General features: G+C 31.6%; 13 protein-coding genes. 2 read left to right on the top strand and 11 right to left on the bottom strand.

Going from position 1 to position 15228, the window contains the following annotated elements; translation table 11 throughout:
* The first annotated feature begins 34 nt into the window (after positions 1-34).
* Positions 35-1210 (top strand): hypothetical protein, encoded by a 1176-nt coding sequence (locus ACFFLS_RS18300; protein ID WP_379683556.1) that lies wholly within the window; start codon positions 35-37, stop codon positions 1208-1210.
* 2 nt (positions 1211-1212) lie between these two features.
* Positions 1213-1701, top strand: coding sequence for a hypothetical protein (locus tag ACFFLS_RS18295; RefSeq protein WP_379683555.1), 489 nt, complete (start codon positions 1213-1215; stop codon positions 1699-1701).
* A 33-nt stretch (positions 1702-1734) separates the two neighbouring features.
* Here ACFFLS_RS18295 and ACFFLS_RS18290 read toward each other — a convergent pair whose 3' ends face one another.
* From ACFFLS_RS18290 to ACFFLS_RS18240, 11 genes are all read right to left on the bottom strand, one after another.
* Complete coding sequence (locus ACFFLS_RS18290) at positions 1735-3144, bottom strand: hypothetical protein (protein WP_379683554.1); 1410 nt, start codon at positions 3142-3144, stop codon at positions 1735-1737.
* A 129-nt stretch (positions 3145-3273) separates the two neighbouring features.
* Entirely contained in the window at positions 3274-3933 is a 660-nt protein-coding gene (locus ACFFLS_RS18285) for a SanA/YdcF family protein (protein WP_379683553.1), read from the bottom strand.
* A gap of 125 nt (positions 3934-4058) precedes the next feature.
* Positions 4059-6086, bottom strand: coding sequence for a M3 family metallopeptidase (locus ACFFLS_RS18280; RefSeq protein ID WP_379683552.1), 2028 nt, complete (start codon positions 6084-6086; stop codon positions 4059-4061).
* A 324-nt stretch (positions 6087-6410) separates the two neighbouring features.
* Entirely contained in the window at positions 6411-6638 is a 228-nt protein-coding gene (locus ACFFLS_RS18275) for a hypothetical protein (protein WP_184165664.1), read from the bottom strand.
* A 161-nt stretch (positions 6639-6799) separates the two neighbouring features.
* Positions 6800-7285: a 5-(carboxyamino)imidazole ribonucleotide mutase gene (gene purE / locus ACFFLS_RS18270; RefSeq protein WP_073418297.1), complete on the bottom strand. Its 486-nt coding sequence runs from the start codon at positions 7283-7285 to the stop codon at positions 6800-6802.
* Between the two features lie 86 nt (positions 7286-7371).
* Positions 7372-7947: a hypothetical protein gene (locus ACFFLS_RS18265; RefSeq protein ID WP_379683551.1), complete on the bottom strand. Its 576-nt coding sequence runs from the start codon at positions 7945-7947 to the stop codon at positions 7372-7374.
* A 2-nt stretch (positions 7948-7949) separates the two neighbouring features.
* Positions 7950-9257: an AAA family ATPase gene (locus ACFFLS_RS18260; RefSeq protein ID WP_379683550.1), complete on the bottom strand. Its 1308-nt coding sequence runs from the start codon at positions 9255-9257 to the stop codon at positions 7950-7952.
* Positions 9258-9338: 81 nt separating this feature from the next.
* Positions 9339-10496 (bottom strand): 5-(carboxyamino)imidazole ribonucleotide synthase, encoded by a 1158-nt coding sequence (locus ACFFLS_RS18255; protein ID WP_379683549.1) that lies wholly within the window; start codon positions 10494-10496, stop codon positions 9339-9341.
* 261 nt (positions 10497-10757) lie between these two features.
* On the bottom strand, positions 10758-11309 hold the full coding sequence (locus ACFFLS_RS18250) for a HEAT-like fold family protein (RefSeq protein ID WP_379683548.1): 552 nt from the start codon (positions 11307-11309) through the stop codon (positions 10758-10760).
* 24 nt (positions 11310-11333) lie between these two features.
* Complete coding sequence (locus ACFFLS_RS18245) at positions 11334-13379, bottom strand: TonB-dependent receptor (RefSeq protein WP_379683547.1); 2046 nt, start codon at positions 13377-13379, stop codon at positions 11334-11336.
* Between the two features lie 397 nt (positions 13380-13776).
* A complete protein-coding gene (locus ACFFLS_RS18240; protein WP_379683546.1) occupies positions 13777-15048 on the bottom strand; it encodes a PQQ-dependent sugar dehydrogenase in 1272 nt (423 codons plus the stop codon).
* Between the last annotated feature and the right edge of the window lie 180 nt (positions 15049-15228).

The following is a 15228-nucleotide window of genomic DNA, read 5'->3' as shown; positions in this document are numbered from 1 at the left end:
AATTTCTATATTTGCGGATGAATAAAATAAATGTATGATAAACAATTTCAGATTAAATTTAAGAAATAGAAATTCGATTCTTTTTGTTTTCACCATAATTCTTTTTGGATGTCAACGCATCGAAAAGACTGCAGAAAACGAAGAATATCCTGGAAAGAAACTTGAAATTTCTCCTAAAGAAATACAAAGAATTCTGAACACAAAAGCAAATCTTGAAAGCGTTGAGGTTTCAGATAATTTGAAATTTAGTATTCCCGAAAACTATTATTTTGAGACTAGCACTATAAAAAAAGAAGATATTGAAGGAGCAGATATTAAATATGGTAAACTCGATTTAACAACAAAAGATAGTTATGATGTTGTACAAATTGTAAACGCTTTATTTAATGAAAATAAAATAAGTGAAGAAAATATAATTGTTGTAAAAGATGAAAACCCAAATCTGGTTACAATTGATGATCTGAAAGAACAATATAAAATCGACGCAATCTATTTTGAAGATAAAAATAGTATTGTTTTTAGCGAAGGAAAAACGTTTACAACACTACATTTTCAATACGATTTTAAAATTAAAAGTTACTTAATTTATTCAGGAAGTATTAGTTGGACTAAAGAATTTCCTAATGCAGATAAATTAAATTTGGCTTTTTACTTTTTGCGAAATGCTAAAAATCTTTTAAGTGATAATCTGACAAAACAAGAGTTTACATGGAAAGATTATCTGGATAACTCACCACAAATCGAAATAAATTTGATGAAGTTTTATTTTAAAGATTTCAAAAAAGAAATGGATGTGTTTTTAGAGGTAAATGAAACTTCCAGCCCTGTATATGACGGTATATCATTACTAACATTGTGTAGAATTCCTTCTAATGGAGATACTTTATTCTATCAGTTTTTGAACAATATTGAAACAGGAAATTATGAAGAAGCCAACAATTTTAAATGGGCAAATGGATTGATTTTTAGACAAGTTAGATATAAGATAATCCCAAAAGGAAATTCAACTGTTTTAGAAATTAATCAATTAAATTATGAAGGGGAAGTTTTTGATAAACAGTTTGTGGTTTTAACGATAATGAATCATAATAAAAAAACTTTTTTGCTGAAAAAAGCAAAGATCATGAATGAAAAAATAGCAGATTTTTATGTGAAAATGTTTAATTATTATGTAGAGAATTTAACTTTAGATGTAGTCAATAAAAAATAATTATGAAGAAAAGTATATTTGGTTTATTAGTATTAGCTTTAACTTCATGCAATCCAGTTGGAGAAAATTTAGGCGAAACAGCACTGTCTGATGAAGGAATTTCGTCAATAGAAAATTTAGATTTAAAAAAGGGTGATGAAGTAGTGTTTTGGTCTAAAATGGCAACACGAAAAGATTCAACATTTTCAAAGTTAAAGGTTAAGTACAGTATTAGTTGTAATAATAAAATAATAGAATTTGACAGTCTTTATATAGCAGAAGGAAATCACACCATAAATTCTAAAACAGAGATGAGTGAAGTTACTCATTTTACTTCAACAGGAAAAGATTCAATTGTGTACGTTAAAAATTGGGAATTTGAAATTGAAAACCAATCTTTTAAAATCCCTCAGGACGGAAAATATAATTTTGATTTTAAATTAGATACTCGCGAAGTCGATTTTACAGCAAAAAATAATACAAGTGCTGCTCTTATAATTAGGAAAAAATAATAAAAAAAATGGCTGTCATTCGACAGCCATTTTTTATTGAAATTGTTTGATGTTTTCTTCAAATTGTATTTTATCCTGATCTTGAAAATATTCGGTATAAAATGATTTATGAATGATATAATAGAAAACATAATACACCATACACACTGAGATCAAAGCTAACCAAAGGAATGAGAAAATTTTGTCTTGAATGAAAAACAAATATCCTTTTGTAAAATCAAAAATCTCCTTTAAGTCTTCAAAATAAGAAATAAGTACAATCACAAAAGGAATTATCTTAGTAGTAATTCGGAATCTTGTTAATAATATTACGGCTGTAATTAAGATTGGAATTTTATAAAAATCTTTTGTGTCTCGGTATTCTGCTTCTTTAGAAAAATAACCGTAGCATATTAGTAAAACAGCCAAAGAGCAGTAAATCAACAAGTGAATGTTTCTTTTTGTTTTTAGTTTATTAATGTAGTTTTCGATAGTTTCATTATTCTTTTTAGAAAACAATAAAATAAAAAAACTAATCAGATTAAATATCGGAAGTAAAGAAAGGGAGTTAATGATTCCGAAATACTTTTTGAGTGAATAATTTCTATATTGAATCAAGTTTCCAAGAAAACGTCCGCTTACAAACAGAACGAAGAAGCTCGATAGAAAAAATAAAACCTGCGTAAATTCTATATCATCAAAGGCAAAAAATGAGATGCTTAGAGCGTTCCTACCTAAATTTATAATAGAGATAAGTAGAATGGTATAACTAGTGATAAATCCCCATTTGAAAAATGAAGAGGAGATAGGTTGAACATCTATTGGATTGATTATTTTTTTTCTGAAATAAATTCGGTTTGAAATATAAAAATAACTTATTAAAACAAGGACCGTTTTTATTGAAACTAATAGAAGAATAAAACAAACAATAATATCTTGTTTGTATGGCGAATCACCAGCAAAAGACAAATAGTTATAAAACTGATCTACATCGCTCTCAATGGTGTAAGATAAAATAAGTGATAAGATTATTTGAAGCGAGAATGCTTTTAGTTTAGAAAGCCCCGTATTATGTTTTTCATTTTTGAAATACGAAACAGAAAAATAAACAATCGGTATAATAAATGTAACAAAATGGATGATGAGTCTAATAGTCGAACCAGTATCGATATCTAGATAATAATCTATTGTTAAGTATAAATCATCTCTTAAGATAGAATATGGCATGAATAGTAATTGTATAATGATTCCTTTTTTGATAAGGTCATTTTTATAGAAATACCATGAAAAAAGAAGACTGTGCAAAAGCCAATCTTGCACCCTGTAAATTTTATCTAAGAGAGTAGTTTCTGGTCCATAGAATGAAATAAAGTAATTACTGCAGGAAAAAAAAGCAATTAATACTGCTAAAATCCAAGATGACTTTAAGGCTTTTTTTTGTGATTCGGAGAATATTTCGGTCATTATTATTGTAAGGATGTTTTTAAAATTTAAACAAAAATAAATAATTATATTAGTAAGAAAAGTTTTGTTGCAAAAAGTTTTAACATTTTGTGATTTAATGATTAATTCCTTTTAATTGCTGATGAAAGTTTAGCGTTTATCCTCTTTAGAAAAATTAGAAGAACCGTTTATATCTATTTGAGTTCCTAAAAATTTAGGTTCTCGATTTCGCAAAACATCAAAATACGCTTTAAAAACCGAAAGATATTCTCTGAAACAACTATAATTATATCCTAGATATTCCCCATTATTGGCAGAATATCCAGAAGATTTAATTCCGAGTTTCTGCCCAATATAAATCGCACGATTCAGGTGGTATTTCTGTGAAATCAAAGTAGCTCTTTTGATTTTGAAAATATGTTTGGCTCTGTACATTGTCGAGTACGTATCAAAACCGGCATAATCAATAAATATTTTTGTAGTGTCTACACCGTGATTGTAACAGTAATTTTTCATTACAGTCAATTCATCATATTCATCGCGACCATTATCTCCCGAAAGCAGGATTTTATTGATTCGTTTTGCCTTCCAAAGCATAATTCCGGCATCCAAACGATCTTTTAAATATTTGCTTGGCTGATCTCCGTTTATTCCTGCTCCAAAAATAATTCCGACATCATTTTTAGGAAACTTTTTAATTGAATAATAAATATTCTTTTTGGTTGAAGATTTTACATGGTAATTTACCGAAACAATTGCAATCAAACCAATAATGGCAACATAAAGCGCTATTCTAAAATACTTTTTCACGGCTTATTTTTGTAAGATTAAGAGTGTGAAGATAGTTAAATTTATCATTTAACAAAGCATAAAAAAACCGAAGCATTAGTACTTCGGTTCCAGTATGTATTTAAATTTTAAGATACTTAGCAACTCTACAGCAATCCCGCTCTCTTCAACAAAGCTTCCGGTTTTGGTTCTTGGCCTCTAAAACGTTTGTACAAAATCATTGGATGTTCTGTTCCTCCTTTTGAAAGTACATTATCTTTGAATTTCTTCGCAATTTCTTCGTTGAAAATGCCATTTTCATGGAAATATTCAAAAGCATCTGCATCTAGAACTTCAGCCCATTTGTAGCTGTAATATCCAGAAGAATATCCACCTTGGAAAATATGAGAAAACGCTGTACTCATCGCATTTTCTTTTACATCAGGATACAATTGTGTGCTTGTAAATTGCTCTGTTTCGAATGCTTTTAAATCTGTAATAGCAGTTGGATCTTGTCCGTGCCAAGCCATATCTAACATTCCAAAACTTAATTGACGCAACGTTGCCAAACCTTCCTGAAAACTTGCACTTTCTTTAATTTTCTGAACATACTCGATCGGAATAATTTCTCCAGTTTCATAATGATTCGCAAACAAAGCCAAAGCTTCTGGCTCGTAACACCAATTCTCCATAATCTGACTTGGTAATTCTACGAAATCCCAATAAACTGAAGTTCCGGATAAACTTGGGTAAACCGTATCTGCCAACATTCCGTGCAATCCGTGCCCAAATTCATGGAACAAAGTTGTCACCTCATTAAAAGTCAATAATGAAGGTTTTGTCTCAGTTGGTTTTGTAAAATTACAAACGTTCGAAATATGTGGTCTTTCGTTTATGCCGTCTTTTACATATTGTGATTTGAACGAAGTCATCCAAGCGCCGTTTCTTTTTCCTTTTCTTGGGAAGAAGTCAGCATAGAAAATAGAAACTAAATTTCCATCAGCATCTTTTACTTCATACGTCGTAACTTCGTCGTGGTATTTATCGATATCAAAAACCTCATTAAAAGTCAAACCGAATAGTTTGTTGGCAACTGTAAAAGCGCCGTCTAAAACTTTTTCTAATTGAAAATAAGGTTTCAGTTTTTCATCGTCTAAATTAAAAAGCTGTTGTTTTAATTTCTCAGAATAATAAGCACCGTCCCATTTTTCTAATTGTTCGATTCCGTCTAACTCTTTTGCAAAAGCAGTTAATTCGGCAAATTCTTTTTGAGCTGCTGGTTTTGCTTTTGCTAATAAATCATTTAAAAAAGAAAAAACTTTCTCCGGACTTTCGGCCATTCTTTCTTCCAGAACAAAATGAGCATGTGTTTTATAACCTAATAAATTAGCTCTTTCATGACGAAGTTTGGCAATTTTCAGAACATTTTCTTCATTGTTGAATTCATTACTTTGAAAGCCTTTCGCGCCAAAAGCAATCGCCATTTTTTTACGCAATTCACGATTGTCAGCATAAGTCAAAAACGGAACATAACTTGGATAATCTAAAGTAAAAATCCAGCCTTCTTTTTCTTGATTTTTGGCTAATAATCTTGCCGCTTCGATTGTTCCTTCTGGTAATCCAGCTAAATCTTTTTCATTAGTTAAATGCAATTCGAAGTTATTGGTTTCTGCCAAAACATTTTCGCCAAACTGTAAACTCAATTTCGATAATTCTTTGTCGATTTCTCTTAATTGGTTTTTCTTTTCTTCTGGAAGATTAGCTCCGTTTCTTGAAAAGCTTTTGTATTTTTTATCCAATAAAGTAGTTTGTTCCGGGTTGAGGTTCAAACTTTCTTTTTGGTCATAAACTGCTTTTACTTTCGCAAACAAATCGGTATTTAAGCGAATGTCATTTCCGAATTCTGAAAGCCAAGGCGAAACTTCCTGAGCAATTTTCTGCATTTCGTCATTCGTTTCAGCCGAATTCAAATTGAAAAAAACACTTGTAAGACGATCTAAAATATCGCCTGAAAAATCCATTGCGACAATTGTGTTTTCAAAAGTAGGCACTTCCGGATTATTTACAATCTCATCAATTTCGGCTTTTGCCAAAGTTATTCCTTCTTGAAAAGCAGGAACGTAATCTTCGATTTTTATCTGCGAAAAAGGCGCTGTGTTATGTTTGGTGTTGAAATATTGGGTTAATACGCTCATATTATTTATGCTTTTTAAAAATATAAAATTAGGAAATCATAATTTGAATTTCTTCGTATCCTGAAAAGTATTCCAAAAACGAAGCAATTCTAAATTAGTGTTTTCGATACGGTAGTAAAGTGAAATGTGCTTGGTAATGACAATTTTGAAAACGTTTTTATAATTTGTTCTGAGAAATAAAACATTGTCATTTTTAAAAGTTCTATTGTGGTATTTACTTTTTCAATGAAATTTAGAGCAACTTTCTCAGACCATTCTGCTTCTAAATAATCGATATTGTTCCAAAAAAGTCTTGTTTAGCTTGTGGAGCCCAAATTACATTCATTATTTAAAGTATTTTGAATAACGATTTTTGGTTTCTTCCATAACCACATCATGAGAAATTCCTTCGTTATTATCTAAAGAATAAATCGCCTCATTTATTTTGCTTTTTTGTTCTTCTGAAAGACTTTCTTTAGATTGAATAAACTCCACAATTTCCTGAATTAAGTCAGGATTTTCAATGTCTAAAACAATTTTAGCGAGCTCTATTTTAGAAGTTTGAATGTTCATTTTTGCTTTTTTTCCAAAGTTAAGTTTTTCTTTTAGAAAATTTTATAATGATTCGTTAATTCTTGGAGAGGCTTATTTCGCAAAGTTTCACGAAGAAAAAAACACAGAGAATCACAAAAAAATTGCGTGTCTCTGTGTCTTCTTTGAATATCTCTTTGAAATTACTTTTTTAAACCTTCAGCAGCTTTATTAACTGCTGCTTTTAATTCTTCTTTATAAGAAATAATAGTATCTAAAACTTTTTTATCGTGGCTTCCGATGATTTGTGCTGCTAAGATTCCAGCATTTTTAGCTCCGTTTAAAGCTACAGTTGCAACGGGAACCCCGCCCGGCATTTGCAGAATTGATAAAACTGAATCCCAGCCATCAATAGAATTGCTTGATTTTACAGGAACTCCAATTACAGGAAGCGGAGACATCGAAGCTACCATTCCAGGTAAATGTGCCGCACCGCCTGCACCGGCAATAATTACCGAGATCCCGCGATTATGTGCGTTTTTACTGAAATCAAATAATTTTTCCGGCGTTCTGTGTGCCGAAACGATATCTACTTCAACTTCTACATTAAATTGTTTTAGTATGTCGATTGCATCCTGCATAACTGGCATGTCGGAGATGCTTCCCATTATAATAGCTACTTTGCTCATTTGTTTTTTGTTTATTTTGCTTCAGGTTTCAGGTTTCAAGTTGTTGGAAACTGTAAACTTCGATTTGAAACCATTTTTTATAATTATTACATTTCTGGAATCATATTCCAAATATCAATTTTAAATTCTTCTTGAATTGCTCTTAAGTATTTTAAGGATTCTATTTCGTTCTCTATTTTCTCAGTAAAATGATCAAAAGGAGTAATTCCTTTTTCAGCGATTCTTTCCTTTCTTCTTTGAATAAATCTTTTTCTGTTTTTTACAAAAATTTCATCATTCAAATTTAAAAGATCAATTAAGTTTTTTGCTTCAATATCTTCTGGATTATGAAGAAAATAACCATCATTATAGATTAATCTATTTTCAAAATTTTCATCGATTGGATAAAGAATTGGTTCAATCCAATTGGTAGTTTTAAGATTGTTAGGTTTGTGTTTTACCATAAACCAGTTTTCATAGGAATCGGTTTCTAAATATTTTAGTTTAGGATTAAAATGTTCTATATCGACAGCATCATTAATTCCAATATATTCTTCTGTATAAGCACAAAAGCTTTTTTGTTCTTTTAGAAGAATTTGAGATAATTTTTTATTGCTACCTTTTTTATAAACTATTTTTTGAACGACAATCTCTGAATTTGGATTTTTAAAAACTCTTCTCATATTTAGAAATTGTATTCATCACCTAATTTTTCTAACTGTTCTGAAATTTCTTCTTTCTTTTTTGGGTCATTTTCGAAGTAAATTTTTTGTTTTAAATCTAAATATTCCTGATATTTTTCTTGCCCATATTTGTTTATATAGTTAATCCCAAAATCATTATAAAGCATGTCATTTGGATCGTCTCCAATTGGAGAAGTGCCTCTTCTAACTACAACTTTTCCTTCGTTATCGAAATATAAAATGAAACGTTCATCTGGTTCGAATGAAGCTGCAATAAAAGGTGAATGTGTTGCAACGATAAACTGTGCCTGTGGAGCCAATCGTTTGTAATGATCCATTAATTCCATCTGCATATCTGGATATAAAGATCTTTCAGGTTCATCAATTAAAACTATTGAATCTGAAGTATCAAGTTTATATAAGGGTAGAAAAGATAATAATAATCCTTTAGTTCCTGTACTAGTATTTTCAATTGAAATAATTTCTTCTGTCTTTTTTTTCTTTAATGGAATAGGGTATTTAGTGTTAACTAAATCAACTTCTAATTGTAGTTTTTCTAAAAGGGGATTGAATTCTTTTCCAAATGATTCCACTTTATTAGGATTATTTTTTTGCCATTTTTTGATATTTTCCTCAATTCCTTTGAAGTTACCATTATTAATCAATTCAGACATTTTTTGAGTGAAATTTTTACGATATTCTAAAATTTCACTTAGAAGAAACAACCAATTTTTTGGGCTGACATTATCGTTAAAGAGAATATTTTGATGATTAAAACTTTTATCTAAAAAATTCTCAATATTAATTTCAGTAGTTTGTCGATACATTTCAATTAAATCTATTGGATTTTTTGTAAAAATATCAATGTTTTTATCTGAGATTAAGTTGGCTTTGAAGTAGAAGATACTTATATTTTCTTTTATTGGGGCTAGATTTTGAAGTTCAAAATCTGAAAGCTTTTCATTTGTTTGAGATTTGAAAAATATGACATCATTGTTAGATTTTTCTATTTCGAAAATACGAATTATAGTGTTGGAGATGAAATTAATTATTCCAGATGAAATGTTATCAGAATTGTTATAGCTCGGTGTTATGTTTTCTGTTATTTCTTCAAATCTAACAGCATTTTGTAATCTTGAAGATTCTTGATAAAGTAAATCTAATAATCCAGTTTTCCCAGTAGCACTCTGTCCAATAAAACATATTTTATCTAAAGGTTCACCTTTGCGTTCGCCACTTTGATAAGTAAAATCAAACTCTAGATTTTCTAAATGTCTAAATTGATTGATATGTAATTTTGAAATTTTCATTTATTGAATTTTTACAAAGCTAATTAAAAAACGATTGTGATTTTATATTGAATATTGCGACTAAAAACCGACCACTAAAAATTACTGACCACTAATCACTCTAATAGTATTCTTAACTTCCTGCGCAATTCTTCTCGCTTCAACCATATTTTCATTTACAATTGTCACGTGACCCATTTTTCTGAAAGGACGTGTTTGCTTTTTACCGTAAATATGCGGAGTAACACCGTCCCATCCTAAAATGGTTTCGATGTTTTCGTAAACCACATTTCCAGAATGACCTTCGGCACCTACTAAATTTACCATAATTCCGGCAACTTTGCTGTCAGTATTTCCTAAAGGAAGATCTAAGATTGCGCGTAAATGATTTTCGAATTGTGAAGTATAACTGGCTTCAATAGAATAATGTCCAGAATTGTGCGGACGTGGCGCAACTTCGTTTACCAAAATTTCGTCATCTTGCGTCTGGAACATTTCAACTGCTAAAAGACCAACGTGATTGAATTTTTCAGAAACATTCAACGCAATCGCTCTGGCTTTTTCAGCCACTTTATCATCTATTCTTGCTGGGCAGATTACGTATTCAACTTGGTTGGCTTCTGGATGAAATTCCATTTCGACAACCGGATAGGTTTTAATTTCTCCTGATGGATTTCTGCAAACAATTACCGCCAATTCGTTTTTGAACGGAACCATGGTTTCTGCAATACATTCTACATTTGGCAAATCATCCATATCAGAAATCTGGCGGATTACTTTTACTCCATTTCCATCATAACCAAACTCTGTGCATTTCCAAACAAACGGAATGGTGATTTCGTTGTTTCCAACCGATTTTTGTAAATGCGCCGGACTTTCAAATCGTAAATAAGATGCAGTCGGTATATTGCTTTGGGTGTAAAAATCTTTTTGAGTTCCTTTATTCTGAATTCCTTTTAAGGTTTTTGGAGACGGATATACTTTTACGCCTTCGTTTTCTAATTGCGTTAAAGCTTCAAGGTTTACCAATTCGATTTCGAAAGTCAAAACATCGACTTGTTTTCCGAAGTTGTAAACTGTTTCATAATCCATTAAATCACCTTGAAAGAATTTGTTGCAGGCGATTTTACTTGGCGCTTCGTCGCTTGGATCTAGAACGTAAGTTTGTATGTCAAATTTTCGAGTGTCAAACAAAAGCATTTTGCCTAATTGTCCACCACCTAATATTCCTAATTTAAAATCAGAAGAAAAATAATTCATTTTGAGTTGTGTTTTTGCAAAGATACTTTTTAATCTTTTTTTAGCCAAAATTTAGTTTTTCTGCAATGGATTGATAAAGTTTTGCCACAGATTAAAAGGATTAAAATGATTTTTCTCTGTGCGGGTTTTTGGTTGCCACGAATTACACGAATTTACACGAATTATTTTTTTCAAACTCACCTTAAAAATTAGTGCTAATTAGTGTAATTCGTGGCGAAAAAAAATCCTTTCTAATCCTTTAAATCTGTGGCTATCAAAAAACTATTTTATTTTCTTCAAAACTTCTTTGGCAACGGCTTTGTACGCGGCCGAATGATCTCCGAAATCTTTATCGATTATGACTTTTAGTTCAGGATGAATCCAGTCGTAATAATTTCCTAGAATATATAAGGTTCTGATAGAATACGCTTTTGTGGCAACTTTTGTGTCATTGATTAACCAGTCAAATGAAGCTTCAATGCAATCTTGCAGATTTTCCTCAGAAAGTTTAATGCCATTTTCGTTTTTCTTATAATGTGATTTTACCAAAAGCTGCGTCACTTTTGCAATTGGGCGAAGCGAACTTTCGTCTTTTAAAATTTTCAGGTTTGAACAGAAAAAGTCAAGATAAGGTTGGAGCCAATGTAATTCTTCGTAAGAAACAAATTCTAAAATCCAACAGGCTTTATGATTGTTTTTGTCTTCTGGTGAAAAGCAGATTGAAATTAATTCCTTAAATAAAGAAGGGTTTTCAAGAATTTCTTGTGCGCATTTTAAGCGATTTTCGCGATAAGCATTTACGTAGTCTAGTTTTTTCCGCAGTTCAGAAAGCATTGTTTTCGGATTTGAAATTCTAGACTAAAATAAGTAATTTAATGAGATAATTCCGTAATAATTTACTGGCAATCCTGGATAATAAAATCTTGGTTGTGCATTTCCGACTGCAGTTGCATTTGTTAAGATCATAGAAGCATACTTCTCATTCATGACATTATTGATTCCTGCGTCAAAATGAGCTTTTAAGCCCGATAAGATTTCAAATTGATATCCTGTTTTTAGATTTAGCAAAGAATAAGAATCTGAAAAATCGGCATTAGAATCGTTCATTGGAATTTTATCCGTAAACTGGAAATCGGCTGAGAAATAAAAACCTGAATTTAGGTTTAAAGTAAAACCTGCACTTGCTGTATTGGCTGGAACTCCAGTGAGTTTTTTTTCAGAAAAATCATTTTCTTTATCGACAAATTCTTTGAATTCATAATTTCCGATTGAAGTTCCGATATAAGAGTTGAGAGTAAAAGTTCGATTCATCTGCCAATTATGATTTAAGGAAATTTCAATTCCTTCATGAAACGTTTTTCCGGCATTTACACCTTCATATTGATCATCTCCAATTCTTTTGGCAACCAATAAATCTTTAATTTCCATTCGATAAACAGCAATTTCAGTGTACAGTTTTTTATTGAAAAAATGTAGTTTTCCGCCCAATTCAAAATTGTAACCTGTTTCGGGTTTAATATCAGAATTAATGTTTCCTGTTGAAGTTAAAGTTTCTTCGGTTGCTGGAAGAGAAAATCCTCGGCTTGCAGAAAAGTAAAAAGTCTGGATTTCATTTGGCTTGAACAAAAAAGAAAGCTGAGGCGAAAAAATTCCATCATAACTATATTTTTCCTTCGGATTATTCGCGGAAGCGGGAAAATCATTCTGCAGTTCGAATTTTGTTTTGTTATAATTTAAACCAGCCTGAACCTCAAAATGTTCCGAAAGCAAAGTTCTGATTTGAGAAAAAATATTATAAAAATCCCTTTTTTGATCGGTTGCCGAAAGTTGATCGCCTTGCAGACTCCCATTTCCATTATTCTGCTGATATAAATTCTGAAAAGTATTACCACTATAATTATCTCTGAAATATTCCAGTCCAACAATAAACTGATTTTTGATTTTTCCGATATTGAAATCTCCCGAAAACTGCGTTCGTACGCCCGAAGCAAAAGTATATTGACGCAAAACGTCAAAAGGACGCGGTTCGTTGCTGTCTTTATAATTGATAAAAACCGAAGTTGAATTTTGCAGATGATTGTTTAATTTAAAATCATAAGCCAATCCTGCCAAAGTCGATTTGTATTCTTTAAATCCTTTTGAAGCAACCCAAGTCGGCGCTCCAGCCTGCGGATTATTTTCGAAAGTTGTTTTATTGATTGAACTCGGAATATACCCTTTTAAATAAGTATAATTGGAAAAATACGTCAGTTTACTGTTTTCCTTTCGGAACAATTCTCCAGAAAGTGTAATTCCTTCGCGATTGTAAGCGCTGTTTTCTCTCCAGCCGTCGGTTTTTAAATTGTGATAACTTAGATTGAAAGAACTGCTTTTTTCATTCAAATCAAAACTGATTCTATTTTTTAATAATCCAAAAGAACCAAACACAGAACTTACTTCAGCCTGATAATTTCCTTTTTTTAATGTTTGAGGTGAAATTAAAATTGCTCCACCCAATCCAGCACCGTAAATACTCGAAAGCGGACCTTTTATTACTTCAATTTGATTGATGTTTTGAAGATCAATATCATCAATAACCGTTTCGCTGTTTCCAGAAGTGAGCGGAATATTTCCATAAAAAGCTCTGATTTTATTAGTTCCGTATGGAGTTCTTGCGCCAATTCCGCGAATCGAAATGCGGGTTGTCGTAATATTAGAAGATTGCATAAAAACACCCGGAATCGTATTGATGACATTGCTGATATCTGTGGTATTATTTCGAACTAATTCTTTTTCAGATAAAATGCCAATTGAAGCGGGACTATTTTGCAAATCGCGATTGATATGAAGCGGACTTATTAAAACTTCGTTTAATTTTTGAGTTTTGGTAGAATCAATAATTTGAACTCCTTTTTCCTGTGCCATTAGGTTTTGAAAAACCGAAAAAACAATAATTAGGAAAACATATTTTTTTAAAAACATATATTTGATGTAGCTATTACTGGGATTTGGAATTTTATCTGAACAAATTAATATTGGGATTTATTTTTAACACATAGAAACATAGCATTGATTGAGGCAAAAAAGGCGTTTCACTTGTCAAAAGCCACATAGAAAAACTATATGTGAAAACGAGTTTTCTTAGTAACATCTTTTTAAAACAAAAATTTATGTCTCTATGTGTTTAAAAATCTTTATAGTTTGTGCCGAAAGCAATTGGATTAAAAATTCGATATATTTTTTTAACCGCAAATTGCACAAATTCACACAAATTAATTTGCGAAAATTTGTGTAATTTGTGGTTAAAACCAAGTTTGTAGATTTAGTTAGCTGAAACTTTCCAAATAGTATTGCCACTGTCATCATTTACCAAAAGTGATCCGTCATTCATAACAGTAACCGCAACTGGGCGTCCGTAAACCTCGGCTTTATTTTCATCAGAAATAAAACCAGTTAAAAAATCTTCTGGTTTTCCTGAAGGTTTTCCGTCTTTAAAAGGAACGAAAAGTACTTTGTAACCCGAAATTTTAGAGCGGTTCCAAGAACCATGTTGGCCAACAAATGCTCCGTTTTTATATTTAGCCGGAAAAGTATTTTTAGTATAAAAAGCCAATCCAAGCGAAGCCGTATGTGCGCCAACAGAAACATCAGGAACAATTGCTTTTTCGACCAAGTCTTTTCTTTCGCCTTTCATTCTTGGATCCGGAATACTTCCAAAATAAGAATAAGGCCATCCGTAAAAACCATCTCTTTTTACGCTCGTAATATAATCGGGAACCAAATCGTCTCCCAAATCATCACGTTCGTTAACTGCTGTCCAAAGTTCTTTGTTCACAGGATTCCAATCCATTCCAACAGGATTTCGCAGACCCGAAGCGTAGATTTTTTCGCCCGTTCCATCAGGATTAATTTCAAGAATTCCGGCGCGGCGTATTTCTTTGTCAATACCATTTTCGGCGTTATTACTTCCTGAACCGACAGAAACATAAATTTTGCTTCCGTCGAGACTTGCTAATAAATTTCTAGTCCAGTGATTGTTGTAGCCGCCTGCAGGAAGTTCGAGGATTTTTTCGCCTTGAGTTTCCAGTTTCAGCGGATTGTTTTTATAAGGATAACGGTATAATCCGTCGGTATTAGCAATGTAGAAAAAGTCTTTTAAAACCAACATTCCAAAAGGTTTATTAAGGTCTTTGATAAAAACTTCACGCGTTTCATATTTTCCGTCTTTGTCTTTATCGCGTAAAACCGTAATCTGATTTTTACTGTTTCGTGTTCCGCTTTCCACTACAAAAATATCTTGATTTGGAGCGATGTAAGTCCAACGCGGATTTGTAAAACCGTCAGCAAATTTAGTTATCGTAAACCCTTTTGGCGCTTTTGGTGTTTTGCCCTCTGGCCAGCCAATTACTTTACTGTTGTTTCGGCTAGACTCGGTTGCGTAGGGCGGAGGAAGTGTAAGGTCTCCAATTGCGGTTTTTACAACATTTCCTGGTTGTTTGGCAAGTGCTTCTTTCTCTTCTTTTTTAACTTGGCCGTTGCACGAAGAAATTATCAATGAAACAAATGCCGAGCATAATATAATGGTGTTTTTCATTTTGATTTGGCTTAATTGATTTGCTTATAACAATTTATGAAATTCTAAGATAGAACGAAATGAATTTTTGTAAATATTAACCGATGTTTAACATTTGCAAAAAATTGTGTGGTGCAGTCGTTTTTCATCATTACTATTAAGTTGTAATTCTGTATCTTTGTCCATTGTTTTAAAAAGAAA

This window comes from Flavobacterium procerum, from assembly GCF_042431625.1.
Classification (GTDB): Bacteria; Bacteroidota; Bacteroidia; order Flavobacteriales; family Flavobacteriaceae; genus Flavobacterium; species Flavobacterium procerum.
The sequence above is the reverse complement of the archived record's forward strand: the minus strand, read 5'-3'. Positions and strand labels throughout refer to the sequence as shown.

Coding starts and splice junctions, on each gene's coding strand:
- ACFFLS_RS18250 (WP_379683548.1), bottom strand. CDS start 11,309: ATGCTTTCTGAACTGCGGAAAAAACTAGACTACGTAAATGCTTATCGC.
- ACFFLS_RS18255 (WP_379683549.1), bottom strand. CDS start 10,496: ATGAATTATTTTTCTTCTGATTTTAAATTAGGAATATTAGGTGGTGGA.
- ACFFLS_RS18260 (WP_379683550.1), bottom strand. CDS start 9,257: ATGAAAATTTCAAAATTACATATCAATCAATTTAGACATTTAGAAAAT.
- ACFFLS_RS18245 (WP_379683547.1), bottom strand. CDS start 13,379: ATGGCACAGGAAAAAGGAGTTCAAATTATTGATTCTACCAAAACTCAA.
- purE (WP_073418297.1), bottom strand. CDS start 7,285: ATGAGCAAAGTAGCTATTATAATGGGAAGCATCTCCGACATGCCAGTT.
- ACFFLS_RS18265 (WP_379683551.1), bottom strand. CDS start 7,947: ATGAGAAGAGTTTTTAAAAATCCAAATTCAGAGATTGTCGTTCAAAAA.
- ACFFLS_RS18275 (WP_184165664.1), bottom strand. CDS start 6,638: ATGAACATTCAAACTTCTAAAATAGAGCTCGCTAAAATTGTTTTAGAC.
- ACFFLS_RS18300 (WP_379683556.1), top strand. CDS start 35: ATGATAAACAATTTCAGATTAAATTTAAGAAATAGAAATTCGATTCTT.
- ACFFLS_RS18290 (WP_379683554.1), bottom strand. CDS start 3,144: ATGACCGAAATATTCTCCGAATCACAAAAAAAAGCCTTAAAGTCATCT.
- ACFFLS_RS18295 (WP_379683555.1), top strand. CDS start 1,213: ATGAAGAAAAGTATATTTGGTTTATTAGTATTAGCTTTAACTTCATGC.
- ACFFLS_RS18240 (WP_379683546.1), bottom strand. CDS start 15,048: ATGAAAAACACCATTATATTATGCTCGGCATTTGTTTCATTGATAATT.
- ACFFLS_RS18280 (WP_379683552.1), bottom strand. CDS start 6,086: ATGAGCGTATTAACCCAATATTTCAACACCAAACATAACACAGCGCCT.